General features: G+C 68.1%; 32 protein-coding genes. 10 read left to right on the top strand and 22 right to left on the bottom strand.

Features of this window, described 5'->3' with window-relative positions; all coding sequences use genetic code 11:
• The first annotated feature begins 119 nt into the window (after positions 1 to 119).
• On the top strand, positions 120 to 659 hold the full coding sequence (locus WA640_RS24420; protein WP_335991269.1) for a dihydrofolate reductase family protein: 540 nt from the start codon (positions 120 to 122) through the stop codon (positions 657 to 659).
• A gap of 233 nt (positions 660 to 892) precedes the next feature.
• Complete coding sequence (locus tag WA640_RS24415) at positions 893 to 2,203, top strand: cytochrome P450 (protein WP_335991268.1); 1,311 nt, start codon at positions 893 to 895, stop codon at positions 2,201 to 2,203.
• Between the two features lie 16 nt (positions 2,204 to 2,219).
• Here WA640_RS24415 and WA640_RS24410 read toward each other — a convergent pair whose 3' ends face one another.
• Positions 2,220 to 4,628: an ATP-binding protein gene (locus WA640_RS24410; RefSeq protein ID WP_335991267.1), complete on the bottom strand. Its 2,409-nt coding sequence runs from the start codon at positions 4,626 to 4,628 to the stop codon at positions 2,220 to 2,222.
• 154 nt (positions 4,629 to 4,782) lie between these two features.
• Here WA640_RS24410 and WA640_RS24405 point away from each other — a divergent pair, with 154 nt between their 5' ends.
• Both WA640_RS24405 and WA640_RS24400 read left to right on the top strand, forming a co-directional pair.
• Complete coding sequence (locus WA640_RS24405; RefSeq protein WP_335991266.1) at positions 4,783 to 5,100, top strand: PadR family transcriptional regulator; 318 nt, start codon at positions 4,783 to 4,785, stop codon at positions 5,098 to 5,100.
• A 2-nt stretch (positions 5,101 to 5,102) separates the two neighbouring features.
• Positions 5,103 to 5,633: a PspC domain-containing protein gene (locus WA640_RS24400; protein WP_335991265.1), complete on the top strand. Its 531-nt coding sequence runs from the start codon at positions 5,103 to 5,105 to the stop codon at positions 5,631 to 5,633.
• 114 nt (positions 5,634 to 5,747) lie between these two features.
• Here WA640_RS24400 and WA640_RS24395 read toward each other — a convergent pair whose 3' ends face one another.
• The 6 genes from WA640_RS24395 to WA640_RS24370 all read right to left on the bottom strand — a co-directional run bounded on the left by WA640_RS24395 (position 5,748) and on the right by WA640_RS24370 (position 10,778).
• The gene (locus tag WA640_RS24395) at positions 5,748 to 6,413 is read right to left on the bottom strand and encodes a lytic polysaccharide monooxygenase auxiliary activity family 9 protein (protein ID WP_335991263.1); all 666 of its coding nucleotides are present in this window, start codon (positions 6,411 to 6,413) and stop codon (positions 5,748 to 5,750) included.
• 348 nt (positions 6,414 to 6,761) lie between these two features.
• Positions 6,762 to 8,024, bottom strand: coding sequence for a cellulose binding domain-containing protein (locus tag WA640_RS24390; RefSeq protein ID WP_335991262.1), 1,263 nt, complete (start codon positions 8,022 to 8,024; stop codon positions 6,762 to 6,764).
• Positions 8,025 to 8,254: 230 nt separating this feature from the next.
• Entirely contained in the window at positions 8,255 to 8,449 is a 195-nt protein-coding gene (locus WA640_RS24385; RefSeq protein WP_335991261.1) for a hypothetical protein, read from the bottom strand.
• Between the two features lie 148 nt (positions 8,450 to 8,597).
• On the bottom strand, positions 8,598 to 8,942 hold the full coding sequence (locus tag WA640_RS24380; protein ID WP_335991260.1) for a hypothetical protein: 345 nt from the start codon (positions 8,940 to 8,942) through the stop codon (positions 8,598 to 8,600).
• A gap of 493 nt (positions 8,943 to 9,435) precedes the next feature.
• Positions 9,436 to 9,984, bottom strand: coding sequence for an SMI1/KNR4 family protein (locus WA640_RS24375; protein WP_335991259.1), 549 nt, complete (start codon positions 9,982 to 9,984; stop codon positions 9,436 to 9,438).
• Positions 9,981 to 10,778 carry a hypothetical protein gene (locus WA640_RS24370; protein ID WP_335991258.1) on the bottom strand — a complete coding sequence of 266 codons (798 nt, stop codon included), beginning with the start codon at positions 10,776 to 10,778 and terminating at the stop codon, positions 9,981 to 9,983. The genes WA640_RS24375 and WA640_RS24370 overlap by 4 nt, the downstream gene beginning before the upstream one ends.
• A 621-nt stretch (positions 10,779 to 11,399) precedes the next feature.
• Here WA640_RS24370 and WA640_RS24365 point away from each other — a divergent pair.
• Together WA640_RS24365 and WA640_RS24360 are read left to right on the top strand one after the other, a co-directional pair.
• Positions 11,400 to 11,825 (top strand): hypothetical protein, encoded by a 426-nt coding sequence (locus tag WA640_RS24365; RefSeq protein ID WP_335991257.1) that lies wholly within the window; start codon positions 11,400 to 11,402, stop codon positions 11,823 to 11,825.
• A 183-nt stretch (positions 11,826 to 12,008) separates the two neighbouring features.
• Positions 12,009 to 12,587: a DUF3558 domain-containing protein gene (locus WA640_RS24360; RefSeq protein WP_335991256.1), complete on the top strand. Its 579-nt coding sequence runs from the start codon at positions 12,009 to 12,011 to the stop codon at positions 12,585 to 12,587.
• Between the two features lie 423 nt (positions 12,588 to 13,010).
• On the opposite strand, the gene WA640_RS24355 is transcribed toward WA640_RS24360, so the two are convergent.
• The gene (locus WA640_RS24355; protein WP_335991255.1) at positions 13,011 to 13,214 is read right to left on the bottom strand and encodes a hypothetical protein; all 204 of its coding nucleotides are present in this window, start codon (positions 13,212 to 13,214) and stop codon (positions 13,011 to 13,013) included.
• A gap of 178 nt (positions 13,215 to 13,392) precedes the next feature.
• On the opposite strand from WA640_RS24355, the gene WA640_RS24350 reads away from it, so the two are divergent.
• Complete coding sequence (locus WA640_RS24350) at positions 13,393 to 14,241, top strand: hypothetical protein (RefSeq protein WP_335991254.1); 849 nt, start codon at positions 13,393 to 13,395, stop codon at positions 14,239 to 14,241.
• Positions 14,242 to 14,631: 390 nt separating this feature from the next.
• Here WA640_RS24350 and WA640_RS24345 read toward each other — a convergent pair whose 3' ends face one another.
• The 7 genes from WA640_RS24345 to WA640_RS24315 form a co-directional block, all read right to left on the bottom strand.
• Positions 14,632 to 14,961: a hypothetical protein gene (locus WA640_RS24345; protein ID WP_335991253.1), complete on the bottom strand. Its 330-nt coding sequence runs from the start codon at positions 14,959 to 14,961 to the stop codon at positions 14,632 to 14,634.
• Between the two features lie 82 nt (positions 14,962 to 15,043).
• The gene (locus tag WA640_RS24340) at positions 15,044 to 15,256 is read right to left on the bottom strand and encodes a transposase (RefSeq protein WP_335991455.1); all 213 of its coding nucleotides are present in this window, start codon (positions 15,254 to 15,256) and stop codon (positions 15,044 to 15,046) included.
• Positions 15,257 to 15,829: 573 nt separating this feature from the next.
• Positions 15,830 to 16,153: a hypothetical protein gene (locus WA640_RS24335; protein WP_335991251.1), complete on the bottom strand. Its 324-nt coding sequence runs from the start codon at positions 16,151 to 16,153 to the stop codon at positions 15,830 to 15,832.
• Positions 16,146 to 16,466, bottom strand: a complete 321-nt coding sequence (locus WA640_RS24330; protein WP_335991248.1) for a hypothetical protein — start codon at positions 16,464 to 16,466, stop codon at positions 16,146 to 16,148. The genes WA640_RS24335 and WA640_RS24330 overlap by 8 nt, the downstream gene beginning before the upstream one ends.
• A 171-nt stretch (positions 16,467 to 16,637) precedes the next feature.
• Complete coding sequence (locus WA640_RS24325) at positions 16,638 to 16,913, bottom strand: DUF397 domain-containing protein (protein ID WP_335991245.1); 276 nt, start codon at positions 16,911 to 16,913, stop codon at positions 16,638 to 16,640.
• On the bottom strand, positions 16,913 to 17,104 hold the full coding sequence (locus tag WA640_RS24320) for a DUF397 domain-containing protein (protein ID WP_335991243.1): 192 nt from the start codon (positions 17,102 to 17,104) through the stop codon (positions 16,913 to 16,915). The genes WA640_RS24325 and WA640_RS24320 overlap by 1 nt, the downstream gene beginning before the upstream one ends.
• Entirely contained in the window at positions 17,101 to 17,949 is an 849-nt protein-coding gene (locus WA640_RS24315; protein ID WP_335991241.1) for a Scr1 family TA system antitoxin-like transcriptional regulator, read from the bottom strand. Before WA640_RS24315 ends, WA640_RS24320 begins: the two co-directional genes overlap by 4 nt.
• 208 nt (positions 17,950 to 18,157) lie before the next feature.
• Here WA640_RS24315 and WA640_RS24310 point away from each other — a divergent pair, with 208 nt between their 5' ends.
• Both WA640_RS24310 and WA640_RS24305 read left to right on the top strand, forming a co-directional pair.
• Positions 18,158 to 18,544 (top strand): hypothetical protein, encoded by a 387-nt coding sequence (locus tag WA640_RS24310; RefSeq protein ID WP_335991239.1) that lies wholly within the window; start codon positions 18,158 to 18,160, stop codon positions 18,542 to 18,544.
• 156 nt (positions 18,545 to 18,700) lie between these two features.
• On the top strand, positions 18,701 to 18,964 hold the full coding sequence (locus WA640_RS24305) for a hypothetical protein (protein WP_335991236.1): 264 nt from the start codon (positions 18,701 to 18,703) through the stop codon (positions 18,962 to 18,964).
• A gap of 40 nt (positions 18,965 to 19,004) precedes the next feature.
• Here the strand turns inward: WA640_RS24305 and WA640_RS24300 are convergent, their stop codons facing one another.
• The 7 genes from WA640_RS24300 to WA640_RS24270 all read right to left on the bottom strand — a co-directional run bounded on the left by WA640_RS24300 (position 19,005) and on the right by WA640_RS24270 (position 23,523).
• Positions 19,005 to 19,592: a hypothetical protein gene (locus WA640_RS24300; RefSeq protein WP_335991234.1), complete on the bottom strand. Its 588-nt coding sequence runs from the start codon at positions 19,590 to 19,592 to the stop codon at positions 19,005 to 19,007.
• Positions 19,589 to 20,131: an RNA polymerase sigma factor gene (locus tag WA640_RS24295; RefSeq protein ID WP_335991232.1), complete on the bottom strand. Its 543-nt coding sequence runs from the start codon at positions 20,129 to 20,131 to the stop codon at positions 19,589 to 19,591. Before WA640_RS24295 ends, WA640_RS24300 begins: the two co-directional genes overlap by 4 nt.
• A gap of 163 nt (positions 20,132 to 20,294) precedes the next feature.
• Positions 20,295 to 20,573: a hypothetical protein gene (locus tag WA640_RS24290; RefSeq protein ID WP_335991230.1), complete on the bottom strand. Its 279-nt coding sequence runs from the start codon at positions 20,571 to 20,573 to the stop codon at positions 20,295 to 20,297.
• A 134-nt stretch (positions 20,574 to 20,707) separates the two neighbouring features.
• The gene (locus tag WA640_RS24285; protein WP_335991229.1) at positions 20,708 to 21,361 is read right to left on the bottom strand and encodes a hypothetical protein; all 654 of its coding nucleotides are present in this window, start codon (positions 21,359 to 21,361) and stop codon (positions 20,708 to 20,710) included.
• Between the two features lie 369 nt (positions 21,362 to 21,730).
• Positions 21,731 to 22,186: a hypothetical protein gene (locus tag WA640_RS24280; RefSeq protein ID WP_335991228.1), complete on the bottom strand. Its 456-nt coding sequence runs from the start codon at positions 22,184 to 22,186 to the stop codon at positions 21,731 to 21,733.
• On the bottom strand, positions 22,156 to 22,539 hold the full coding sequence (locus tag WA640_RS24275) for an AAA family ATPase (RefSeq protein WP_335991453.1): 384 nt from the start codon (positions 22,537 to 22,539) through the stop codon (positions 22,156 to 22,158). The genes WA640_RS24280 and WA640_RS24275 overlap by 31 nt, the downstream gene beginning before the upstream one ends.
• Before the next feature lie 345 nt (positions 22,540 to 22,884).
• Complete coding sequence (locus tag WA640_RS24270; RefSeq protein ID WP_335991226.1) at positions 22,885 to 23,523, bottom strand: TetR/AcrR family transcriptional regulator; 639 nt, start codon at positions 23,521 to 23,523, stop codon at positions 22,885 to 22,887.
• A 139-nt stretch (positions 23,524 to 23,662) separates the two neighbouring features.
• Here WA640_RS24270 and WA640_RS24265 point away from each other — a divergent pair, with 139 nt between their 5' ends.
• A complete protein-coding gene (locus WA640_RS24265; protein ID WP_335991224.1) occupies positions 23,663 to 24,382 on the top strand; it encodes an SDR family NAD(P)-dependent oxidoreductase in 720 nt (239 codons plus the stop codon).
• Positions 24,383 to 24,610 lie beyond the last annotated feature (228 nt).

The raw sequence follows: 24,610 nt of genomic DNA, 5'->3' as shown, positions 1-24,610 counted from the left end.
GGGGTTGCTCCTCAAGGATTCGGCTGCCGGAGTTGCGGCCATCGGCCTCGTGAATCTCCGTCGCAACGATGAATTCCACCGCCGGCGCCGGTCTCACAGGAATGGATGCGAACTCAGTGGTGCTCCGGCACAGTCTGTCCCTCGACGGCTACGGCGCAGTGGCGCCCGGCGTGCCGGAGGACGTCCTCGTCGAGTACGACGAGGACGAGGAATTCATCGCCTACATGGGCGACCTGCTCGGCCGGGCCGGTGTGCACGCGATGGGCTCGAAGACGTACGGGGACATGGCGGGCTACTGGCCGTACCGGACCGGGCCCGAGGCGGACGCGATGAACCGGATCCCGAAGGCCGTCTTCTCCCGCCGGCCGATCGAGACCCCGTGGGACGCCACGACCGTCTGCTCCGGTGACCTGGCCGCCGAGATCGGCGATCTGAAGGGGCGGGGGGCCGGTCCGATCATGGTGCACGGCGGTGTCCGGTTCACGCAGTCGGTAGTCGCGGCGGACCTCGTCGACGAGTACCACCTGATGGTCGGGCCGGTCGCGTACGGCGCCGGTGGTCCGCTGTTCACCTCGTTCACCAGGCTGAAGCTGGTCGACGTGAGGTCCTTCCCACGTGGCAATGTGGCGCTGATCTACGTCCGCCCCGACGCCGGGTGACCGCCCGGGCCGCAGACGACGCCGTGCCGGACCCGCCGGTCTTCTGCCTTCGTTCCGCCTGGTCTCCATCGGGATGTCCTGGTGGACTTGAGGTCAGGAAGAAGCGGCGGCGAACCGCCGCTGGAACACGTTGGAGGGAACATGCGCAGTCTCGCAAAGGCGCTCGCGGCCCGGGTGGTCGGCGGCAAGACCGCCACCCGCAGCTGGTACTCGCTGTACTACATGGAATAGCAGTGGACACCGACGGCCGCGACGCCGGCACGGCGCATGCGCCGACCGCGATCACGCCCCGGCGACCGGGACCGCCCCCGCCTGGACCGGCGCCGCGGCCGTTCGGCCTGCCGCCCGACGACTTCGACCGCGACCCGCTCGCGAGTCTCAACCGCCTCCGCCGCGAGTACGGCGACGTGTTCGCCTTCGCCGCGGGCAAGGTCCTCGTCGCCCGGCCCGCCTGGGCCCATTGGACCCTGGCCCGCACGAATCGCGACACCCGCGTCGACGCCCCACCGCTGCCGCCGCGGTTCCAGCGCCGACCCCTCATCCGCGGCCGCGTCGAGCGGTGGATGGCCGCCCGTCGCACAGCCCAGTGGCACCGCCTCGGCCGCGACATCGCCGAGCGCACGGCGCCGCTCATCCGCGGTCGCCTCGGCGACTTCCTGGACGCCGCGGGCGACCGGCCCGTGCGCCTGCCCGACTGCGAGCGGGCCGCGCTCCTCGCCGCCGACCGTGTGTTCGTCCACGATATGGACGACGGGCTCCGCGCCAGGCTCTTCCCGGCCGCGCGGCTCATGCTCGACGAGGGTGCCGCCGCCGTCACGCTGCCGCCGTGGATGTCGCTGCGGACCCGGCGGCGCCTGCGCGCCAACGACCTCTGGATCGACGCGCTCACCGCCCGCGTGGCGGGGCGGCGCGCCGAACGCCGGGAGGGCGACCCCGCCCTCGACATGCTCGACCTGCTCGCCGACGCCAGGGACGACGACGGCCCGGTCTTCGACGATGTGGAGATCGCCCAGACCCTGTCGATCAACCTCGGCAACCTCTACGCGGTGGGCGGAAGCGGCCTCGGCTGGCTGCTCGCCGCGCACGCCGCGCACGACCCGGCCCGGCCCGCCGGGACCGACCGCGCCGTGTGGGCCTCGGCCGTGGTCAAGGAGACCCTCCGGCTCTACCCGGCGGTGTCGCTGACCAGCCGGAACCTGGTCGAGGACGCCGGCTTCGGCGACGTGACCGTCCCGGCCGGGACCTCGGTGTTCGTCAGCCCGCTCATGCTGCACACCGACTCGCGCTGGTGGCGCGACGACCCCGCCCGGTTCGATCCGGCGCGGTGGCTCGGGGACGACGTGCACGACCCGCACGCCTACATCCCCTACGGTTCCGGCCCGCGCGTGTGCACCGGCGTGCACATCGCCAACGCCGTGCTGGAGAACGCCGCCGACCTGCTCGCCGACCGGACCGCGGCGGGCCGGCCCGGGCCGCCGCTCCGCGAATGGAGCGCGATCACCCGGCCCCGGCGGCTCCGGGTCACCGTCACCCCGAACGCTTGAGGCGTACGCGGCGCCGTCAGAGGCCGCGCAGTTCTTCCCGGACTGCGGCCGCCTCGGGGACGCCGCACGTCGTGAAGCCTTGGAGGGCTTCGCGGAGGCGGCGGCGGGCGGTGTCGTCGTCGCCCTCGGCGCGGTGGGCGCGGGCGAGGCCGTGGCGGGCCCGGGCGAGTTCGTAGGCGTCCTCGTGGGATTCGGCGAGCGCGGCGGCGCGCTCGTGCTGGGCGGCGGCCTCGGCGGAGCGGCCGCAGGCGGTGAGAGCGCGGCCGAGGTCGTTGCGGGCGGCGCGTTCCAGTGAGGGGTCGACGAGCTTGACGGCGTGGGCGACGGCGCGATCGAGGCGCTCGGCGGCCTCGGCGGGCCGGCCGAGGCGCAGGAGGTCCTCGCCGAGTTCGATGAGCGTGTCGGTGACGTCGGCCGTGTCGCCTTCTCCCCCATAAGCTTCCAAAGCGGCGGTGTGGATCGCGGCGGCGCGGGCGGGGTCGCCGAGTTCGCGGGCGAGAACGCCGCGGAAGGCTTCGATGCGGACGCGGTTGTGGTCGTCGCCGGCGTCGAGCCGGGCCTCGGCGGCGTCGAGGCGGCGGCGGGCTTCTTCGAAGCGGCCGAGGCGCAGGAGCGGGACGACCATGTTCGTCCTGATGAGCGCTGCCGCCGCGGCGTCGTCGGCGGCCTCGGCCAGCCCGAGTGCGGCCTCGTGGACGGCGACCGACTCGGCGAACCGGCCCGAGCGGCGGTGCAGGACGCCGATGTTGGCGAGGGTGAGCGCCGCGTCGGCGTCGTCCCCCAGCTCGCGTTTGAGTCGGACCGACCGCTCCAGGCGGTCGATCGCCTCGCGGTTGCGGCCCTTCGCGAGCAGCTGCCGTCCGGTGTCGCCGAGCGTGTAGGCCTCCTTGCGGCGGTCGCCGGTGCGGCGCGCGATCTCGGCGGCGGTGCGGTTGACGGCGGCGTGGGGGCCGATGTCGGAGTCGTGCACGAAGAACGCGTTGAACGCCGTCGCCAGGTGCCACGCCTCCTCGTCGAACCCGGCGGCAGCGGCGGCGGCCACTGCGGCCGCGAGGCCGGCGCGCTCGGTCTGGAACCACGCCAGCGCCTCGGCCTGGTCCTCGAAGCCGGGCAGGCCGAGGCCGTGGGCGGCGGCGCCGTCGCTGTAGCGGCGCTTGTTGGGGTGGAGGCGCGCGGCCGCGAGGTAGGCGAAGTGGAGGTCGACGCGGACGAGCCGCAGCAGCGCGGCGCGCCGTTCGGCCCGGGGCTCTTCGCGGTCGGCCAGGCGGGCGGCGAAGCGGCGCACGAGGTCGTGGAGGCGGTAGCGGCCCGCAGAGCGGGTCTCGGCGAGGTGGACGTCGACGAGGGCTTCGAGCATCCCTGAGGTGCGGTCCGCGTCGATGCCGCTGAGCGCGGCGGCGGTGTGGACGTCGACGTCGTCGCCGGGGTTGAGGCCGAGGCGGCGCAGCAGGAGGCGGTGGTCGGGGTCGAGCTCGTGGTAGGAGGCGTGGAGGGCGGCGGCGACGCCGCGGTGGCCCGTGTCGATCTCGTCGAGGAGCCGGTCCTCGTCGGCGAGGCGGTCGAGCAGGTCGCCGGCCTTCCACTGGGGACGGCTGCGGAGGCGGGCCGCGGCGAGTCCCATGGCGAGGGGCAGGCGTCCGCACCGCTCGGCGATCGCGGCCGCCTCATCGGCGGTGACGCGGCCTCCGGCGGCGGCGTCGAGCATCGCCACGGCCTCGTGCAGCGGCGGCGGGCCGAGCGGCACCGCGTGGGCGCTGAGGAGGGCCGACAGGTCGCGGCGGCTCGTGGCGATGACGAGGCTGTCAGGCGTGCCGGGAAGGAGCCGTTCGACCTGCTCGGCGCCGGAGGCGTTGTCGAGCAGGAGCAGGACCCGGCGTCCGGCGAGGGTGCTGCGGTAGGTCGCGGTGAGCTCGTCCAGCTCCTCAGGGCGCGCGCGGCAGGCCGGGTCGAGGCTGCGGATGACGCGGGTGAGCACGGATTCGAGGGCGGGACGCAGGCCCTCGGCGTCACTGAAGCCGTGGAGGTCGACGAAGAGCTGCCCGTCGGGGTACCGGTCGGCGAGGGCGTGGGCGGCGCGCACGGCCAGGGAGGTCTTGCCGACCCCGGCCGTGCCGTGCACGGCGACGACCTCGGCGCCGCCGTCGACGGCGGCGAGCAGGGACTCCAGCGGCAGTTCACGGCCGGCGAACCCCGCGAGCGGGCGCGGCAGCTCGCGCGGGGTGGCGGCGACGGGTTCGGCGTCGGCGCCGAGCGCCTCGACGAGGAGGCGGAGGGTGCGCGACTGGGGGCGGGTGCGCCCCGACTCGATGTCGCGGATCGTGCGGACGCCGACGCCGGCTTTGAGCGCGAGTTCCTCCTGGGTCAGCACGGCGCGCAACCGGAGCCGGCGAAGGTCGATGCGGGCCGCGGTCGTTCGGTCGGGCATCGGGCAATGGTAGAGCGGGGGCGCACCTCGACGGCCGTCGCGAACTGCGGTTTCACGGCATCCTGCCGGTGTCCCGCCGGTGTCCTGCCGCCCGAGCGGCCACAGTGGCGTTCCGGTACTGCGGTTAGGTACCTTGCGGTGTTACGGTAGCAGTATGGAGTCTAAGTTCGCTGCGATGCGCCGGGGCATGCTTGAGCCGGTGGTGCTGGCCGCACTGGACGGTGAGAGCCGCTACGCCGGGGAGATCGCGCAGCTGCTCCGCGATGCGCAGTTCCCCGTCCAGGACGGCACCTTGCATCCGCTGCTGAATCGCCTCCGCCGCGAAGGGCTGCTCACCTACGAGTGGCGAGAGTCCCCGAGCGGCCCCCCGCGGAAGTACCTCGCGCTCTCCGAAGAAGGCCGTGCGCAGCTCGCACAGTTCCGCGACTACTTCCGCGGCCTCGCGACGATGATCGAATCGATTGGACGATGACCATGGACCACATCACTCTCAGCGGCCATTCCGGCGCGTTCCCCCTGACGGCCGACGCGAAGCGGCAGCTCGTCGCCTACCTGGGCGATGCGCGTTCGGCCGTCGGCCCCGGTCCTGACGGCGACGAGACCGTCCGCGACATCGAGATGGCGATCGGCGACCGCCTGCGCGCCGCGCTCGACCGGGGCGCCACCGGGGTCGACGAGTCGGAGATGGCGCGGATCCTCGCCGAGACCGGCCCGGTCGAAGCCGGGCCCGCTGCGACCGGTCCGGGAGCCGCCGACCGCGGGTTCAGCGGCGGCCGCCTGCCGTGGCTGTGCCGCGTGGAGGAGGGGAAGTGGTTCGGCGGCCTGTGCCTCGGGCTGGCGATCCGCAGTGATCTCCGCGTCGAGTGGGTCCGCGTCTTCGCCATCGTCTTCCTGTTCGTCACAAGCGGACTGCTCGGCGTGGCGTACGTGATCGCGCTGCTCTTCGTCCCGCGCATGGAGACCGCCGAGCAGTACGAGGCGGCTCTTGCGCAGAGCAGGCGGTAGCGCCGTCCGTGCGGGCTCGGACCATCGCGGCGCCGACGCGCCCCCGGCCCGACCGCTCGCCGCGGTCGGACCGGGGGTGGGGGGACTCGGCCTCCGGGGCCGGCCTCGTGCGCGCTACGCGCCGCCGAACGTGACGTCCGAGCAGGAGTAGAAGGTCTGGTCGAAGTGGCTGGCCTGCCAGATGACGTACACGATGTGGTGCCCGGTCCTGCCGGGCGCGCTCACCTGGATGTCGACCGCCTCGCCCGGCTCGTACACGCCGGTCTCGACGACGCGTTCGAGGTCGCCCCAGTCGAGCGCGTCGGTCGTGGCGTCGTACCCCTGCTTGGTGACGTACACCCAGTAGTAGTCGGCGCCGTGCCTGGCCTGGTCCTCGTAGTGGAGGGTGAAGTCGTTGGCGAGCGCGGTGGTGTGCCAGTCGCCCGGCTGGTCGAGCGACGCGTACTCGGGGTTGGCGCCGGAGCAGAGCTGGTTGTCGGGGATGCGCTGCTCGTGCTGCCCCTGCATGCCCTCGCGGAGCAGACTCATCCAGCTCCACATGGTGTTGGGGTTGGCCTGGAACGCCTGGTAGCACATGGGGTCCTCAGCGGCCATGTCCGGGTTCAGGTGGTCGCTGCCCCAGCGCTCCCAGCAGGAGTACTGGCGCGCGGCCGGCGAGGTCGCGGTGCCGTGGGCGCCGGCGCCCTGGGCGGTGAAGCACAGCACCGCGGCGCTGGCCATCGCGACCGCTGCGATCCTGAGGAGGAGCCGGCGGAGGCGGGGTGTTCTCGATCTGAGCATGGTATCGCTCCCAGTCATCGAAGACATTGACAAATGCAAATATTATCGACATATGCTCACAATGTAAATACGCCCAGCGCCGAAAGTGGGAGCGATGACGCCGACCGCGCCGGGAGAACCTACGAGATGTTGATCTACCTGGGCGGGGAATGGGAGTTCTGGCGCACCATGAAGATCACGGAATATGGCCGAGTCCTCAGTCCCGTCGTGCGAAGTTCCGGAGGCCGGCGACCCGCAAGGGTCGCCGGCCTCCGGAACTTCATGCGGACGACTCCCACGGCCGCATCGTCGGCCGCGTCCCGACCGCCCTGCCGCGCTTGGCGAAGGCCCCGGCTGCGGTCGTCGGCATCAGTCGGCGGTGCAGGTGACCGCGGGTGTCGCGGCCGCCCCCGTGGCGATGAAGCCCCACGCCGAGATCGTCTGTCCGGCTTGGATGTTGGCGTTCCAGCCGACGTCGGCGGCGGTGACGGACGATCCGGAGGCGGTGACGTCGGCGTTCCAGTGGCTGCTGATGCTCTGGCCGGCGGGCCAGGTCCAGGTGAGCTTCCAGCCATCGACGGCGTCTCCGCCCGCGCTGACCAGGACATTGCCCTGCCAGCCGGAGCCCCAGTCGTTGACCACGTCGATCTCGGCCGAGCAGCCGGACTCGGTCGGCGGCGGGGTCGTCGTGTCGTCGGGAGGAGTCGTCTCGCCGGGCGGGTCCGATTGGAACCGGCTGAAGAACTCCCAGGTCGCTGTCGGGATCCACGAGTCGGCGCCGTCGCCGGAGGCCCCGTCCCGCGGTGCCTGCATGTGCCCTCCGTCGAACGAGGCCCACACGACCGGGTGGTCCGGCGAGCACCCGGTGAACTCGGTCGTGATGTGCGTCAGACTGCCCCGCGGCGGTGTCGGCGTGGTCTGCGGGGTGCAGCCGTTGTTGTCGACGAAGCGGTTGCGCTGGGCGGTGCCGTCGCTGAAGTTGTCGGTGGTGCCATGCGCCGCGAAGACCGCGACAGGCTCGTTGCCGCCGTCGCATCCGCTGACCCACCCGGGCGAGCCGTAAGGAGCGATGGCGCGGAACACGTCGGGACGGGAGCACGCGAGCGAGTAGCTCATGGCTCCGCCGTAGCTGAATCCGACGGAGAACAGCTGCTGGGTGTCGATGCACAGATCGCCTTCGAGGAGCGCGATCATATCGTCGGTGAACGCGACGTCCTCGCCGCCGCTGTTCGCCCAAGCGTTGTCCAGTCCCTGCGGGGCGACGAAGATCGTGGACCCGCCGGAGAGCCGCTTCAGTCCGTAGTAGGCATAGGTGCCGGCCTGCACGCTGTTCCCGGTCGCCACGTTCTGGGCGGTGCCGCCCCACCAGTGGAAGCCGAAGACGAGCCGGTAGGGGCGGTCGCTGTCGTAGTCGGTGGGGATGTCGAGGATGAAGCTGCGGCTCTTGCCGCCGCTCTGGATGGTGTGGGTGCCGCTGGTCAGGGTGGGGGTCTGGCCGCATCCGGCGGTCGCTTCGGCCTGTACCGGGGAGGCTGAGGGCTCGGCGACCGCGACGAGTGCCCCCGTGAGGGTCACCGCAGCCAGGGACGCCGCGACAAGCGCGAGGCGCGCACCTGTTCGCAAGGGCTTCATGATGGAACGCCTTTCGGTTTGACGTTGGGGTGGGTGAAACCGCGTCCTCGCGAACGAAAGTCTCATGAGAGGCCCTTGAAGATCAAGGGTAGCCTAGTTATCGATAACTGTCTATATACCGACACGACTTGGCTCCCTTCACTTGCTATCGGCCCGGGCGCCGAGCCTCCGGGCCGGGCGGCGCTGCGCGAAGCGCTCCAGCCGGAGCTTCGTGATCCTCGACGGCACCCTCATCCGCCCGAAACCGCCTCGCCGCCGGCCGACCCTGAGGGGATGTTCAAATCCGGCAACTCGATCCGCAGTAATTCGCAAGATCTCGAACCCTTCGGCGCGAGCGGCAGTTTTGAGTTGCGCAGAGCCTGAAACACCAGTCGCCGCCAGAGCACCTGCACACCACCGGAGGGCAGAGGGAAGTTGGGCTTCACGAGGGGTTGCTTTCAGTTGCGGGAACGATCAACCGGGTGAATGTAGACCGCAGCGATACAGAAAGCTACCGGTTGCCAACCGTCCTGCCAAGACGGCCCAGGATCATTGAATCCCCCGGGTGATTCCCCGACCCCCATTGAACTGGGTTCAGCCTCTCTCTCGCTCGACTTCCGCCAGCGCTTCTGACACCTTCATTTCGAGCGCGCCCATGTTCCCCTCGAACACGACCTGAAGATCCACCCCGAATCGATCCGACAGCACCAGGATTGACCACAAGCAATCGACGAGTTCGTGTTCAAGCTTGGTTCTCGCCTCCGAGAGCGTCCGGTCTCCCGCCAGCGACTGCACAGCTTTCGCCAAGTCCCCGACATCCCCGACCAACCCCAGCGTGAGCTCCTTGCCTGTCCAGACGGTCTGCCCTCTGGCGACATTAAGCTGGTCGTACATTCGCGCGAGCCCTACCGCCCGCGCCTGCATCGTCGAGACATCCATGCGAACGATTGTGCCCGAATGGCAGTGACCTCACGCCTCGGTGCGAGTAGTCAATCTTGGAGGCGATGTTGAAAGTTGGGCGGACGAAGGGCGTGAGCAGGACCGGTGGACAACCCCGCCGATGGAGTGGGCCTGTAAGAGGGAAGTGCGCTAGGTCGGGCGGGTGACGGGAAGAAGGTGCAGGCCCGCAGCGGCCCGAAGCGCCCACTTGGCGGACTCGGACCGCATCTCCGCGCGCCCGAGCCATTTCCAGAGCACCGACGGGACTTCGCGGTGATTGCTGCTCGTCAACGCTTCGGCGTGGCCGAGCATGGCCTGCGCATTGAGGAAGCCGTTCGCGGCCAGCTCGAAGAACTGTGATGCTGCCGCGCAACGCGCTGAGCGACCAAGTCGCACCAGCGGCGTGCAGCTTCTGCGGTCCGTTCCCCGCCGATGGTGACCTCGTCCAGGAGTTGGCGACGAGGACTGATCTGGCGCAACGCGTGCGGGTGGTTCACTCGCCGCGCCCCTGCGCGCGACCCGCTTCGACGCGGGACAGGACCCGGTATTTGCGCCAGGCGAGATCGGCGAACCAGGACCGGAAGTCCTCGTAGCACCCGACCAGCGCGCCAGCGTCGATCCACATGACCTCCCCGGCCCGATCGGTGTCGGCGCGGTGTGCGAGGACGAGGTGAAGCCGCTGCCCGGCTGCGACGGGAACGACCTCGTGAGCCTCGACGCCGAGGTGTTCCAGTACCTCTTCATCGCGATAGGCGCGCAGGAGTTCCTGTGCGCGGGACCAGGGGCCGCCGCCGCGCAGTTCGGCGAGACCGAACACGCTCATGCGGAGGTAGCAGTGCTCCCAGCCGTCGGCCGCCAGCAGGAACGCACGGTAGCCCGGTGGCAGGGCGTGACCGGCCTCGTGCTCGAAGGCGAGCAGCGACGCCGCGTCGGCTGGAGGCCTGGGCCTGGTGGGGGCGTGGATGGCGGGTTCGATCTCGTGGAGTCGCGCGTGGACGCCGGTCGCGGCCGCGAGCATCCGCGGCCAGGGGTGTGCGGTCACTTGCGGTGCCCGCGCATGGCCTGCTTGAGGACGGTGCGACCGGGCCAGTCGAGACCGTGCGAGGCGGTGTACTCGGTCAGGTTCCCCTCGGCGTCCTCCTGCTCGCCGAGGACTTCCACGACCACTAGACGGCCGTCGGCAACCGGGACCACGCGCCCGATCCAGAGCGGCTCGATGCCGCCGCTCTCGAGGTCGTAGCCGAGATCCGCAAGCGTGACGCTCCAGGCGAGGTCCCCAGTAGGCCAGGTGCGGAACTCGATCCGGGTTCCATCATCGGTCACAGCCAGGACGGTCGAGCCGTCTTCGAACATCCCTTGCAGCCACAAGGAGCCGAGAGCGGCAGGATCGGCGGGCCACGGCTCGCAGGCCAGAGGGGAACCCGGTGTCGCGCGGGCGAGGAAGGTGTAGGTGCCGTCCTGCCCGCAGCCGACGCAGAGCAGGACGTGGACGCCGTCGGGGTGGAGGTCGATGCTGGCGCTGTGGCCGCCGGGGACCGGCAGCGGCGCCTCGTCGACGAGCGCACCGGTGGCGGCGTCCAGGAGCACGAGGCGGTCTTCAGCGCCGCGTCCGGCGTACACATCAGGTAGGTACAGCCACACCAGGGCCCCATCACGGCTGTACGTGCAGGTCGTCCGCTGAGCGCCGAGCGGTCGGCCGGAACCGAAGGGATACCGCCACGTTGCAGCCCCGGACTCGTCGACGGCAACGAGGTCGTCGGCGGTGGCGACGATCGTATGCCCGCTGGCGGGACTGAGGGCGCGGCAGTCGAACTCGGTCTCGGGGAGGTCGGGCATGGGACTCCTTCAGTTGGGGGTCGCCGCCACCTTACTGAGCGGGCCCGACACAGGCGAACGGCGAAGCCCCGCGGGCGCGACGGTGGGCCGTGATGGGCGCGTATGGATAATGACGGTATGACACACAACCGAAAGGGCGATGCCGCGTAGGACGCCCGCGCGAGTTCGCGCACAACGAGACCGTTCCGTACTGGCGGCAACGGTCGTCCATGCCCCGCCTCCCCGGCGCTTCAGGCGCTCTCCAGGCCGCAGTCGTCCGGCTTGAGGCCACCGACTCCCGGTTCACTCCCGGTGATGTCGCCGCCGCATTCGTGCGCTGGAACCGCACCGTCCACGGGCCGGCCCGACGGGTCCGCACCGGCGGCGCTTCGACCGGCGAGTGCGAGTACTACCCGCCCCGACCCGCCCGCGAGACCCTTGAACTGGCCTTCCATCGGCTGCCGAAGCGATCGGCTCGCGAATTGCGGCTGCTGCTGGCACCACTCGATGCGGAACTGCTCCGGCGGACCGTGGCCCTGCCCCGCCCTCCAGGCAGCCCATGGTGGACGCATCGAGGGTGATCACAAGGACATGCACTGACGGACCGCGACCCATGCGCACCCCGCGGTTACCCTGGGCCTCATGCCCGCTCAGGCTCACAGTACCTCCGGCACCCCCAAGACCCGGTTCGGACCATGGGTGCCACAGGACACGCCGGGCTCAGACGACAGGCCGACACCCGGATGGAGCGACTGGGTCGGGCTCGTGCTGTGCACGCTCGCCTTCACCGGGTACTTCCTCCAGGCCGCGCGGGCCTTGGAGGTGCCCGACAGCGGCTTCGTCACCGACCTCAACGCCTCGTCGTGGACGAGTGGCTGCACCTACATCGGCCGGATCTACAGCTGCCGCGACGACATCGACTACGACCTCCTCGAACAGCCAGTGACCTCCTCATGCCGCCGGATCGAGTTCGTCGACCCCAGCCGTTTCTTCCACGGGACCGACTGCGTGGAGGAGGAGGTCTGGGAGAACCTGGAGGTCGGGGACGTCTATGTGCCCGAGGGCTGACCCGGCTCGGACGCACCGCGTTGCGGGCATCGGCGACCTCGAACATCCGCGGATCCTTCGGGACCGGTCCCGCAGTTCCGAAGGCACACTGGGCGGATGCTGAACAGGTCTGAACGGGATCGCTGGTATCGCCTCGCGGTTTCGCCAACACTGCTTCGTTCCGCGCAGCGAAGTGTCATCGGCATGGTCATCGCCTCCGCACTGCTCGCTGGATCAGCATGCGGCCCAGCGAGGGAGGCGTCGCCAAGCGGCGACCAAACCTCAGGGAGCAGCCCAGCCGAGAGCGAAGGTCCCCCAGCAATCGAGCGTCCTCTCGATGCTGCGACGGTCATGGCCCACCCCTGCACCGCCTTGACCGACGCCCAGGCTATCGAGGCGGGCTTGCCGTCAGATATCGAACATCGAGCGCTCATGGGCGTGGATACCACCTCATGCGGCTGGGACTACAGCCGAGATGACCTGACCGGAGGCGGCGTCGGGGTGGTGTGGCCTCTCGACGGTCGCACCTTGGCCGACATCTACGATCGCCGCGATGAGATGGAGTACTTCGAGGAACTCACCGTCCTGGACTACCCGGCAGTATTCGCCCACACTTCCGACTGGCGCGAGAAAGGGCACTGCGTTCTCCATGTTGGCGTGTCCGACACCATGGTGTTCTATGTTGGAGTGGACGTGGAACCGGGCGAACACGTGCTGCTTGATGCCTGCGATCTCGCCGATTCGATAGCGGCCATAGTCGTGGAAAACCTCCAGGTCAGGTGAATCCCGTCTACGGCAGGCATGACTTCGCTGATAATCCTCGGCGTTTGTCGGCCGAAGCGGTCGTGCCGCATCGGAACTGACTCGTGGCGCTGGTACGGTGAACGCCTCTAGACCTGGATACTGTTGCGGCCGAATGGGGCACAACGCGTGAGAGGCCTCGAATGGATCTGGTCGCGGCGCTGCCGTTGATCTACACGGCGCACTCGGAGCAGAGTTTCTACTGCCGCGACGTCATCTGCGATTTCGTCGTGCTCGCTGGCTTCGTCCACTGAATCCGTTGCTATCGCAAGTGGAGTTCGTGGTCGCCTGATGGGGCAATATCCCAGTGCGGGGGCGTGTACACGTATCGGCCGCGCGGATCCGGTTTTCGTCAACCAGCCCGGCCCCGCCACTGCGCGGGGCCGCTTGTCCCTGCACGACGCCCTAGCGTAGGTCGGCCCGGGCCCGCACGAACTTGGCCTGGCGCAACCGCCCGCCCAGCGTCCTCGCGGTCGCAGTCACCTCGACCTCCAGGAGCGGAGCCACCCGTCGCACGTCCCGGATCGTGCCCGGCACCGCGACAGCCGGAGCGATCACCGCCAGCGGCGCGATCACCTCCGCGATCGAGGTCGATGCCGCATCGACCAATGTAGACGAGGGTGCCGCGAGGCACAAGGACCTGGACGAGCCCTCCGCCCGGGGTTCCTGAAGTTGTCAGTTCGAGAACCCATTCGAGACGTTCGGCACCGGCGGCTTGGTTGGCCAGGGCAGGGTGCCCTGGAATCGCCGTGCAGCGCATATAGATCGCGACTGCCAGAATGGGGAGATGTCTCGCACAAGAAGGTCGCTGCTGCTCGCGGCGGTGTGCGGCGGTGCCGCGGTCGTTGCGGCCGCGGGCCTGTGGGGCGGGGCGCCGTGGCGGCAGGTCCCGTTCATCGTCGCCAGCACGCTCATCGGGGCGATCCTGCCGATCATCATCGACCGGCTCCGCGACGGTATAGACAACACCCCCGGTCCAAGCCCGGCCGTCCCCACTTCGCCTCTCCCGGCCACGGCACCGGCCGAACCGGCGCCGAAGCGAGCAGGTGAGCCTGTCACGTTCGTCTACGACATCCCCAACGAACCCGGAGTCCGGACCGACAAACGCACCGGGGGCCCCGTCCGCCTGTTCATGATCGGCATCGGCGCGCTCGCGCTGGCGTTCTGGATCGACAACAGCGCGGCCGCGCAGGACCTCAGCGTGGTCGCCACCGTCGCTGCACTCGTCGGTTTTCCGTTGAGCCTGGGCGGCGGTATCGCGACGATCGAGGCAAGCGCCCGCAGCAGCGGGGCGGAAGTGCAGGTGCGGCTCGATTCCCAAAGCATCACGCTGCGCCGCCGCCGACGGCGTGTGGCATTGCGGTGGAGCGAGATCGACCAGCTCAAGATCGACCCCGGCACCGGGTACCTCTGCGCGTCGACCACGTCCATGGACCGCGACCGGCACCGGCGCCTGTACCGGATAATCGGCCGCGGTGCCGCACGCTCACTCGCTGACCGGACCTGGCGGCCCCAGAACGAGTGGGTGCGCCTGTGCAGACCGGCCTGGCTGACTAGCTCGACCAGACGATTCTTCGAACACCTCGAAACACTGTCCGGCCACGAAATACACAACAAGAGCACACTGCTCCCGTAAGGACCGGCGCCATCAGATCAGGGTCGAAGAAGACCCTCAGGTCATCCCATCGCAGATCGGTCACTCGCACTTCCTGTACCGGGCTTCGCTCCAACACAACGGAATACAGCTGTCGCGCTCATTAGCCGGTCGGTAGGTCAAGGTATTAGGCGAGAGTCTCGCGATGCTGTGGCGATTTCGGCGTCCAAGACACTTGCACTGCCCGACGTCTTCCGTCGCCGCCGCCAACGATCCGGAACTCGATCGCCTCGCGGTAGCCCACCGTTTGGCCCTTAGAACCTCTACCACAATGGTCTTCTCGAAGGTTTCGGGTCTCGTTCCCCAGGCAGGTTGATGTTGCTGATAGGGCGCACGACGAACTGCCGTGGGGAGGTTGGGTCCTGAGGACTATCACCGGTTGCGAGAGAAGTCGAGGAGATCGCGCTTGATCATCGGTGCCACAGCTTTCAGGGTTTCACGCCATCCCCGCTGGCCTGCTCGTTGAAATCCGAGCAGGCCCCGGATGCCGTGAACCGCAGCGAGGAGGGCGATGAACCAGGGGATCGCGAGAATCGCCACGACTCCCGCGACCGGCACGGGCTCAGGGAACGTCATGTAGAGCAGCGGCAGCAGTACCGAGGCCACTGGCAGTCCGATGGCCGCTCGCGCGGCCCAGAGCAGCGAGTCATAGTTCTGCGTCTCGCTGAACAGACGCAGACGAGGTTCGAGGGGTTCGTCCATCTTCCCAGCATACGAGGCCTCCTGAACGCCTAGCCAGTCACGAGAATGTCGCCTGCGAGGTGCGCACACGAACGTGTCGGCGCTAGCATATGAGCGAAGACGCGAGCGTGGCAAAGGCTTCATGCAGCTCAAGCCGGCGCTCCCAGCGAACAGCGAGGCGCCTGAACTGGTGCAGGTGAGCGATCGCGCGTTCCACCACCCAGCGAAGGCTGCCGAGACCGATGATGTCACGCCGTTTGCGCTGCGATCGGCAGGCCCGATGGCTGGCTTCTTGGCTGCCCGAGGACTCGGTCAGGTCCGATCGAATGCGGACGCCATCCTTATGAGGACAGCAAGAAAGGCCCTGTCACCAGGGCCTTTACTGTGTGCACGTCTGGACGGCGTATTTGAACCCGCCGCCGCAGGTCGTGGCCCTGGTTTCGCGCCTGTCCACCGTATTGGCGGCCCCGGCGGCAAATCCCGCCGTGTCGCGGCCCGCAACGACTGTATCCGACCTCTCAGCCGCAACCGGCGGCGCTGGCCGGGATCGGAGTCCCGGACCTGGGCGGCCGTGGAAGTTGTACGAGCGCCTCACCTCGGATGACGTCGCGACGATTGTCCGCGGCCACCGGAGCGGCAGCCGTCAGAAGGACCTTGCAGCGCGATTCGGGATCAGTGTCAGCAGCGTCCAACGAGTGCTTCGCGATCACGGCGCCATGGGATAGACGGAGGCAGGGGCGGGGTCGGGCGGTCTTCCACCAAAGGTCGCCCGACCCCGTTTCCGGGAGTGCGGTGGTGTCGCGAGAAGCGAAGACGGCCACCGCATCCCGGTCGGTGCCGCGGCCGGTCTGGGGTTCAGGCGCCCGGCGGCGGAACGCGAGGGAGAAGGTCAGGTGGTGTCAAGCTCTGCGATCAGGATCGAGCACTGGTCCATGAGCCAAGGGCACCATGGATCGCCGGACCAGGCCGGGGCCCACTCGGGGACGTCCTCGGGGTCGTCGGTGAAGCGGCAGCATTCGCGCGGACCGGCCCCGTCGTCGACGTCGAGGAGGTAGTCGACGATCTTCCGGGCGCGGCCGGGGTCCGATCCCAGGCGGTAGAGGGTGAAGACCGCTGGGCCGCGGCTGAAGTCACCGAGGTAGCCGTCGACGCCGGGTTTGCCGTCGGAGCGGAGGTTGTATGGGTCGCCCTCGGGTGCAGTCGGTTCAGCCATTGCTCGACTCCGCCCTGGCTGTGGCGAGGTCGCCGCGGTAGAAGACGCGGAACGCCTGCTCCTCGAGCCAGATCTTCGAGTGGGGCTTGAGGCCCCGCCAGAAGGCGCCCCAGGTGGCTTTCAGGTCGCCGGAGTTGAGACCGGAGACCACCAGGACGACGTCGTCGCCCCTCGGGCCGGTCAAGACCTGGAACGAATCCGGCGCGACCGGCCCGGAGGCGCGCACGGTGTAGTCACGGTACTGATCGCTAAAGGTGCCTCGGTTGAGTGCGCCGGGATCGGGACACCCGACGGCGATGTGTCTGCTGCTCATGCCAATGAGCCTATGAGCTGCATAAACACAGGCACCAGCATTGATTCTGGCGTGCGCGTCCGACCCGCTCGCGGCAACCGGACACCGCGGGCCGACATTTGGACCGGACAAGAAAGACGCGCCGTGGTGTCCCATCGGCGCGTCTTCAAGCGGCAGTCAGAGCGCTTGGTGTTATTCGAGGCCGCCGCGTTCGGCGTCGGCGGCGAGGACGGCAAGTTCGAGTTCGCCGTCGCGGACTCCGCCGACGAACGCCTCCCATTCATCGGCTGTGTAGATGAGGATCGTCCCGCCGGGGTCGTCGACGAGGCGCATGGCGACCAGGCCGTTGTCAGCGAAGCCGAGCTCCAGTTCACCGGGGGTGCCGTCAGCGGCGTCCGGGCGGACCCACCGGGCGGCCGCGGTGTCGAACTCGCCCTTGAGCGGGTGCTCCCTGACCGGACCGGACATCAGCCGTGGTCTTTCACCCAGGCCAGCAGGCCGGTGTAGGTGGCGGAGCTGACGGTGACGATCGGACGGTCCTCGGGGAGCTTGGAGTCCGAAACCTGTGGGGCACCGTCGCTCAGCCGTACCTCGACACAGCTGTTGTTTTGGTTGCCACCGCTGCGGCTGGACTTGCGCCAGGGACCAGTGGTGCTCATGTGAAGAACTCCTCCGCGGTGATCGACTTGGCAGACGCGAGCTTGAACGCGCCTGTGAAGAACTTACCCTGCGAAGTGCTCGCGTCCACGAATCCCCCACCGCGCGGGGATTCGACGTTGACCACCGGCGGCTGTTCGCCGTCGTACTCGAAGAGGTTGAGCGACCACGGCTGCAAGTCATAGCGCCCCAACGCGAGCGGCATAATGCGCACGTCTGCGAACGGCAGCGCGGAGACCTGCTTCAGGTCTGCCAAGATCAGGTCCCGGTCCGGTCCGAGACCCATGGTCAGAGCCGCCTCGCCGATCAGGAGCAGTGCTTCTCGTCTGGACTCGATCCACCGCTCGCGTCGCTCCATCCGGAACTCCAGACCGTCGTCCCAGTCGATATCGCCATCGAAGGATACGGACGTGGTCCCGCGGATCATCCGGTAGTACGCCTCGCTGTGGATCAGCGAGGGAATCGCGAGCGGCGAGTGGTAACACAGGAAAGTGGCGGCGTCCTCGCACTGCTGGAGGAACCATCCGCGGTCGTTGACGGCGTTGCTGTAGACCGAGCACCAGTCACCAGCCCGGGCTGCCTCGGCCAGTCGCGCGATGTGGTCGACCTTCTGGTGCGGGGTCTCATAGAACCGCAAGAGCTCCAGCACCGTGCCGACCTTAACGCCCCGGTACGACCCGGACTCCAAGCGGCCCAGCGTCTTCGCCGAGCAGATGTTCGTCGGGACCTCGTTCTTCCGATAGCCCGTCGGCCTCCCGGGGCGACGCCGGACGCGTTCGGCTTCGAGCTGGCGCCCCAGTTCCTGCACCGGCGGCGGGACCTTGGCCGGGTCTTCGATGTCGGTCATGCCAACGGATTCTAGAGATAGTGACCGACCGATTACAAGCCATACATGCAGGAACTTCCCTGCGCGCCAATCGAATCAGCCAAGACGACCGGACAAGGGAACGGGACAAATATTGCGGTCATTGTTGTCCGGTTCCAATGACCGGACAGCGTCGGGTTCCCGACACTCAGGTTCACATCAAGCTGTCGATCAGATACGTTCCGTTGCCATGTCTAGGAAGAAGGAATCACCCCTGTACCGCTACTGGGGCTATCTGCTGCTGGCCGGAGCCGTAGTCCTGCTCTTCGCCCGCGACGTCGGTCCACTCGCGGTCTCGGGCGCTTTCGCCCTCTGCTTCGTATGGATGCTGCTGGCCGCCCCGACATGGTGCGGAGCGAAGAACCGCGGCGAAAGATACTGCCGCAACAACTCCTCGGGCCTGCTCGGCGGTTGCCGCCAAGTCCGCCAGCACCAATGGCAGCGCTTCAAGTCCCTGACCCGCCTCGACACCCTCAGCACCGCTGCCCGCGGCTGGTTCACCGGCGCACCCCAACAGATCGCCACCTGCGCCCTCGCAGTCTCCGCCATCGGCGTCGTCGCCGGCCTGCTCAAGTAAGCATTCAATACGCTTGAATGAACCCGTTGCACTCCAAGCAATGACGCCCGAGATTCCAACCCTCGATTTCAGGCGAATACGATGGCCCGGACATGACCGAGCATGACGAGCAGCCACTCCTCTTTCTCGATATCGATGGGACCGTGACTGCCTCCATTGCCGGTGGTGCACTGGCCGGAACCATCAGCCGAAAACGAACTCGAAGACCAATGGTTCAACCTGCACTGGAAGACAGGCGCCCTGGCCACTTGGGCCGACGGACGCCCGTTCGCCTGGGTTGACGATGAGATCACCGATGCTGGCACCGACTGGGTTGCCACCTATCACCACGGCCACACCCTGCTCCAGCCCGTCAACGCCTCAGAGGGCATCACTCATCACGATCTCGAAGCCCTCAAAGCTTGGTTCCGCGGTGCCTGAAACACTCTGGCCGCGTTTCTGTGGGCATCCGCTCTTCTCGTTACTCTTGCCAGAATGCGGGGCAGGAAGTTTCGGCGGCGTCGGGCAGGGCGTCTTCCAGTCGGGTTCGCTCGGTGTCGATCTCGTCGGCCCTGTAGATCTCGGGTGCCTCGTCAGTGCGCTCGTAGACTTGGATGAGAAGGCGCTCACCGGGCTCGATCGAGGGAGTCTCGTCTGCGACGGCGGGGTTGACAACGTCGAATTCCATGGTGCCGGACGCATCTTCGGGCACGATCGGGTCGAGCACCGTCACCACGAGGATGATCCGGTCCTGGACGTCCGCAGTACGCACGTCGGTCACCTCGACTTCACCGATGAACGTGGAGCAGGCGATCGATTCGGCTCGCGAGAGCGCCTGTCCGGCCTCCTCCTGATCTGGTTCGTCTTCTCCAGAAATCGCTTCTACCAAGGCGAAGCCTCCGAATACGACCACTGCCGCGCTCAGAACTGCGGCGGCGATCATGCTGCCGGAGGGTTTCCAGCGGCGACGGCGCGCCCGCGAAAGGGAGGCGTCGAGTCCGGCTTCTTCACCGATCATGTTCAGGGCCTTTCTCAGCTGACGGTCTTCGTGTTCGGGATCGGAGATCACTGGTCTGCCTCCATTTCGCTCATACGCTGTCGGAGTGCGGCCAACGCGGCGTTCAACCGGCTCTTGACGGTGCCTTCCGGGATCTCCAGGTGTGCAGCGATGTCCCGGACCGGAAGGTCCTCATAGAATCGCAGAACGAGGACCTGGCGCTGGACCTTCGTCAACTGCTCCAGGCCTTCTGCCACCGTCAATGCCAGGTCGACGTCCGACTGGGGATGGTGTCCTGGAGAGGTGCTCCAGCGACGCTCCAATCGGTCTCGCAGACCCTGGTCGCGGCCGCGGCCGCGGTGCCAGTCCATGGCGACTCTGGAGGCTGCTATCGACATCCATGCGCCGACGTTCCTGATCGGGTTCGCCTCCGGACCGGATTGAGTTCGCAGGAGCTTGAGGCGGACTTCCTGTACTGCGTCCTCCAGCTCCGTCCAGGCGACTCCACTGAGAGCCGGAACGGCGCGCACGCGTCGGACGTCCTCGATCCGGTCCAGCGGGGGCCGTTCGGCGCCGTGGCCGGTGGTGTTCGATCTGCGCTGTCGCGCCATTTCGCGTCTCCTCCTGCTCTCACTACTTCGACGGGGCGGCGGTGGGGAACGTTCGGGGTCGACGCGATCTTTCTTTCGGATCTTCTACCCGTCTTCTACCCGGTTGCATTGCCCGCGGTGGCGGGCGCCCTGCGAGCGCCCGCCACCGTGGTGGCTAATGGCGTCAGCAGACATTCGCGGCCGTCTGCGCGGTGATGTCGGTCTGCGCGGCCGCGTCCGGAGGTGTGCTTTCGAGAAGCGTCACCAGTGCGTCAGCGTCCTGACCGGCCAGGATCTCTTCGACTCCTTGGACGGGTCCGGCATCGGCAGCGAAGGCCTCAACGTTCTGCTCGCTCCCCTCGGACTCGCCGTTCCCGAGCGTGGCGTCGTCGAAGGGGATCTCCGAGTCCTCGCCCAGGCCTCGCCATTGGGCGGGTGCGTGGTCGCCGTCGGTCGTACACACGGCTTTCCTCCCTGCGGATCGCCATTACGTAGGAGTGGCCCGTTTCAACGCTGCGACGGCGACTCCAGTGAGGGTGGCCGCCGCGATAATGCCGGCCGCGGTTGCGATGTGGGTGCGGGCCCTCATCTGGCCTCCTAGTAGGTGTTGTTGATGTTCTCGACGTTGTTGGCCTGCAGTCCTTCACCCGAGCTGGTCGGCGTCTCCATGCAGCCGAGCGCCTCATCGGAATTGCTCTTCTGCGGTGATGCCTGGTTGCCGTGGACCAGGCCCACTGCGTAGCCCGTCTCGTGGCACGTCAGCCCGTTTACATAGTGGCCGGCGCCGCGGATGCGGATGTACTGCTGGTCGCATTCGTCGGGGCCGGCAGCGTTGTTGCACCAGGTGACTCCGTCGGAACTGGAGATGTTCGTGGAGCCCTCCTGGTAAATGATGTCGGTCTCGGCGCTGCCGGAGAACGACGGCGAGGAGTCGTACGACACCGTGAGGTCGGTGGGTGCGAAATCGTTGACCATGACGTCGGTGACGACGTTGCGGTCGACTTGTTCCAGTTCGTATTCGCCACTGCTGACCATGTAGTAGCTGAGCGATGAGTTGTCCGTCCGGCAGGAGATCTGCCCGTCGCCGCCGTCGGGGTCGTCGCGGCAGCCGGAGTTGGCGTACTGGGTGGGGTACATGTTGTCGGTGTAGGCCGCCCAGGCGACTCCAGCGGTGATCGCGACGGTCACGAACGTGATGGTCGCGAGGCAGACGGCTCTGACGGCCAGGCGTTTGGCTGGGGCTCTTGACATGGGGGTCCGTTTCTGTCTTTGCGCAGGGCGCAGCGACACGCCGCCGAATCAATCTGGCCGGACGGAGACGTGTCGGTTGGCGGAAAGCAGGGGTTCTGAAGCGACAGCTGTGCTGTGATCGTGTGGCTACGATTTGATGGCAGCGATCACGCTACCGGAAGTCGGCGAGCACGACAGGCCAGCCGCTTCGTCGGACCTGAGCCTTTTTGGACAGACGGGCCGCTTCGGGTCCATACTGGGCCTGGACCGCCTTTGACCCTCCCTGACGTCCACGCAGGTAGGCAACGGAAAGCAAGCGAGATCGGAACAATAGGCAACGATTGAGCATCGTTCTCCTGCTTGCTCGCCTCATTTGTCGGACGGGGCAGTTCAGAGCCCGGATAGGCTGCGGGCGAGCGTGATCACCTCGGTCAGTATCTCGCTGGGTTGGCCCTCGCAGCGCCGGGCTGTCAGGCGGTAGACGGCAGCGCGCTTGGTCTTGCCCTCGCCCAGTTCCGCTAGCAGGTTCTCGTGGGTGGGAGTCCAAGCGGCCCAGGTGTCTTGCAGGACTTGTTCGAGGTTGTCGTCCCAGACGACCAGATGTGGGCTCTGCCGTCCTGCGGGATAGTCCGACAGATCCGATACTCCGTGGTACTCAAGGATGGCCCGGTTGAGGGTGCTGTTCTTGCGGTCTTCGTCGTCGATCTCATGCTGGCTCCGTCCGCGTTTGCGGAGCCGATCGGCGTTGCCGCTGTCCGAGTCGAACACGGTGAGCGAGGGGATGCCGAGCTGGGCGAGAATCGCGTGCGCGACCACTAGGTTGCCTTTGCCGTTCGCTGAGGCCACCAGCGTTTCAGGTCCTCGCGAAGGCGGGTCTTGGAGAAGCTGAGCACTGAAGTCGGGGTGAGCCCGGTGTTCGGCTCGTGGGTACGGCTCAGCCTTCGCACCTGGTCAACGTTGGCGGCGTTGACGAAGATCGGGCTATGGGTGGCGTAGCAGACCCAGAGCCTCGATCCGGGCTGTTCTGCGCGGTCTCGGAGCACGCGCGCGAGCTGACGGGATTGGGCGGGATGCTGGTACGACTCGGGTTCCTCGACGGCGAGCATGACCACAGGCCCTTCCTTACCTCTACTGGGGTCACCGCTTGCCACGATCAGCCCGGCGAGGAGTGTCGATCGCTGTAGTCCATGGCCCTCCAGCGCAAGCGGCGGCTCGTCTAGCGAAACGACCCTTCGAGCTGCGCGGCAGGCTCTTCTGACTCCTTCGTGACGAGGAGTCCGCGAACCGGAGCGTTGTCGGGGACACAGCTAAGTGTTGTCCCGCACGTTTGTTGAGGTGCGGTCTGGGCGGGAGGCCGGAGGTTTCAGCCCGCGAGGGTTATGTTGTGAAGACGGGCGATGCCGACAATCGCCTCCGCGGAGCGCGCGCCGCGGGGCGGCGTGATCACGGTGGCGGTGCGGGTGGCGTGGACGAGCCCTGACGCGCCGAAGGCCACCGAGTCGTTGCGGTTGCCCGGCAGCGGATGGAGGCGCCCAGGAAGCCCATCAGGTCGGCTGCCGTGTTCCGGCGAGGTTGCCGAGTACCTCGATCATCTGGTCGGGGGTGAGCGGTGGGGTCGGGTTGGGGTGGGCGGCTTCGGTGCGGAGGCCGTCGAGCATGAACGCGACGCCGCGGCGCCACGCGTCCGGCACGACGTCCTTGGAGGCGCGGGCGAGCTGTGCGTTGGTGCTGAAGATGAAGATGAGGTCCTCGCCGATGAAGTCGGGCCGCAGGCCGCCTTCGCGTTGAGCGCGTTCGATGATGCGCTGGGCGTCGTCGTGGGACCGCGCGCAGACGGCCATGAGGCGCTCGGCGTCGGGGTAGCTGCCGGCGACCACGTCGCTGATCGCGGGATCGGTCACCTGAAGCTCGCAGACCCGCTCGATGTAGTGCGTGAAGCCCTCCCAGGCGTCCTCCTTGGCGAGCGCTTCGGCCACGACAGTGCCGAGGGTGGTCGCGGCGAGGTCGGCGATCACGTCGTCGATGAGCGCTTCGCGGCTGCCGAAGAGGTTGTAGAGCGTGCCGTGGCTGACCCCTGCGCGGCGGGCGATCTCCTTGAGCGAGACCTGGAGTCCGCGCTCGCGGAAGAGCCCGGCAGCGGCCTCTCGCAGTTTGTCGGCGTTGCGCTGGGCATCGGCGCGCATTCGGGGTCCCTTCTGCCGGTGTGGGCGTCCATGGTCGCATTACGATTCGATCACACAAGTTGACCAGGCGGTCAAGTTAGGTGCTAGGCTCGGCTCTGAACTTGACCGCCTGTCAACTTTAGCTCGAATCGAGGGAATCATGTCCAAGGTTATCGCCGTTTTCGGTGCGGGTACCGGTCTCGGCACGTCCGTCGCCCGCCGCTTCGGCCGCGAGGGGTTCCGCGTCGCCCTGGTGGCCCGCAGCAAGGACCGGCTTGAAGCGCTTGTCGCGCAGCTCGCCGACGAGGGCGTCGAGGCCGCCGCCTTCCCCGCCGACCTGTCCGAACCGGAACAGGTCCCCGCCCTGGTCGATTCGATCCGCGACCGCTTCGGCCGCATCGACGTCATCGAGTACGGCCCCCTCGGCAGCGAGGTCTCGTTCACACCGGCCGTGAAGCTCGAGGCCGCGTTCCTGGAACGCCTGTCCCGCCTGCTGCTGCTCACTCCGGTCGAGGTGGTCCGCGCGGTGGCACCGGAGATGACCGAGCGCGGCGACGGCGCCGTGCTGATGACCACCGGTCTTTCCGCGGCACATCCGATGCCGAACCTCAGCGGCCCCGGCCCGGTCATGGCCGCCATCCGCAACTACGTGTACTCGCTCCACGGCGAACTCGCCGCCTCCGGTGTCTACGCGGGCACCCTCACCATCGGTGCGCTCATTCTCAACAGCGAGGGCGCCCGAGCGGCCGCGGAAGGCGGCGCTCCCGCCGAGCTCGACGCCGATTTCCCGGTCGTCCACCCCGACGAGCTCGCCGACCTCTACTGGCAGATGTACACCGAACGCGACCGCATCGAACAGACCTACCCCGCCGCCGCATAGCGGTGGCGACTGGGGCCGCAGCGCGCCGCATCCGGCCCCAGGGGTGGTCGACCCGGAGCGGCTCCTGGGATCACCGGGGTTCGCCCTGGGGGCGGCGCGGTGCCAGGGTATCCGCTTGCTCTACTCGACGGCCACGCTACCGAAACGACGACTTGGACCACGGTCACGATCCTGCACGGCTGACCACTCGTGAAAGGACCGTCTTCGGGCCGATGCCCGGGGACGGTC

This window comes from Glycomyces sp. MUSA5-2, from assembly GCF_037034145.1.
Taxonomy (GTDB): domain Bacteria; phylum Actinomycetota; class Actinomycetes; order Mycobacteriales; family Micromonosporaceae; genus Glycomyces; species Glycomyces artemisiae.
The sequence above is the reverse complement of the archived record's forward strand: the minus strand, read 5'-3'. Positions and strand labels throughout refer to the sequence as shown.

Coding starts and splice junctions, on each gene's coding strand:
- WA640_RS24285 (WP_335991229.1), bottom strand. CDS start 21,361: ATGTCAAGAGCCCCAGCCAAACGCCTGGCCGTCAGAGCCGTCTGCCTC.
- WA640_RS24325 (WP_335991245.1), bottom strand. CDS start 16,913: ATGTCCGGTCCGGTCAGGGAGCACCCGCTCAAGGGCGAGTTCGACACC.
- WA640_RS24405 (WP_335991266.1), top strand. CDS start 4,783: ATGGAGTCTAAGTTCGCTGCGATGCGCCGGGGCATGCTTGAGCCGGTG.
- WA640_RS24370 (WP_335991258.1), bottom strand. CDS start 10,778: ATGCCCGACCTCCCCGAGACCGAGTTCGACTGCCGCGCCCTCAGTCCC.
- WA640_RS24365 (WP_335991257.1), top strand. CDS start 11,400: ATGCCCGCTCAGGCTCACAGTACCTCCGGCACCCCCAAGACCCGGTTC.
- WA640_RS24315 (WP_335991241.1), bottom strand. CDS start 17,949: ATGACCGACATCGAAGACCCGGCCAAGGTCCCGCCGCCGGTGCAGGAA.
- WA640_RS24395 (WP_335991263.1), bottom strand. CDS start 6,413: ATGCTCAGATCGAGAACACCCCGCCTCCGCCGGCTCCTCCTCAGGATC.
- WA640_RS24345 (WP_335991253.1), bottom strand. CDS start 14,961: ATGGACGAACCCCTCGAACCTCGTCTGCGTCTGTTCAGCGAGACGCAG.
- WA640_RS24320 (WP_335991243.1), bottom strand. CDS start 17,104: ATGAGCACCACTGGTCCCTGGCGCAAGTCCAGCCGCAGCGGTGGCAAC.
- WA640_RS24270 (WP_335991226.1), bottom strand. CDS start 23,523: ATGCGCGCCGATGCCCAGCGCAACGCCGACAAACTGCGAGAGGCCGCT.
- WA640_RS24295 (WP_335991232.1), bottom strand. CDS start 20,131: ATGGCGCGACAGCGCAGATCGAACACCACCGGCCACGGCGCCGAACGG.
- WA640_RS24410 (WP_335991267.1), bottom strand. CDS start 4,628: ATGCCCGACCGAACGACCGCGGCCCGCATCGACCTTCGCCGGCTCCGG.
- WA640_RS24380 (WP_335991260.1), bottom strand. CDS start 8,942: ATGGATGTCTCGACGATGCAGGCGCGGGCGGTAGGGCTCGCGCGAATG.
- WA640_RS24265 (WP_335991224.1), top strand. CDS start 23,663: ATGTCCAAGGTTATCGCCGTTTTCGGTGCGGGTACCGGTCTCGGCACG.
- WA640_RS24390 (WP_335991262.1), bottom strand. CDS start 8,024: ATGAAGCCCTTGCGAACAGGTGCGCGCCTCGCGCTTGTCGCGGCGTCC.
- WA640_RS24350 (WP_335991254.1), top strand. CDS start 13,393: ATGTCTCGCACAAGAAGGTCGCTGCTGCTCGCGGCGGTGTGCGGCGGT.
- WA640_RS24360 (WP_335991256.1), top strand. CDS start 12,009: ATGGTCATCGCCTCCGCACTGCTCGCTGGATCAGCATGCGGCCCAGCG.
- WA640_RS24335 (WP_335991251.1), bottom strand. CDS start 16,153: ATGGCTGAACCGACTGCACCCGAGGGCGACCCATACAACCTCCGCTCC.
- WA640_RS24330 (WP_335991248.1), bottom strand. CDS start 16,466: ATGAGCAGCAGACACATCGCCGTCGGGTGTCCCGATCCCGGCGCACTC.
- WA640_RS24310 (WP_335991239.1), top strand. CDS start 18,158: ATGTCTAGGAAGAAGGAATCACCCCTGTACCGCTACTGGGGCTATCTG.
- WA640_RS24400 (WP_335991265.1), top strand. CDS start 5,103: ATGGACCACATCACTCTCAGCGGCCATTCCGGCGCGTTCCCCCTGACG.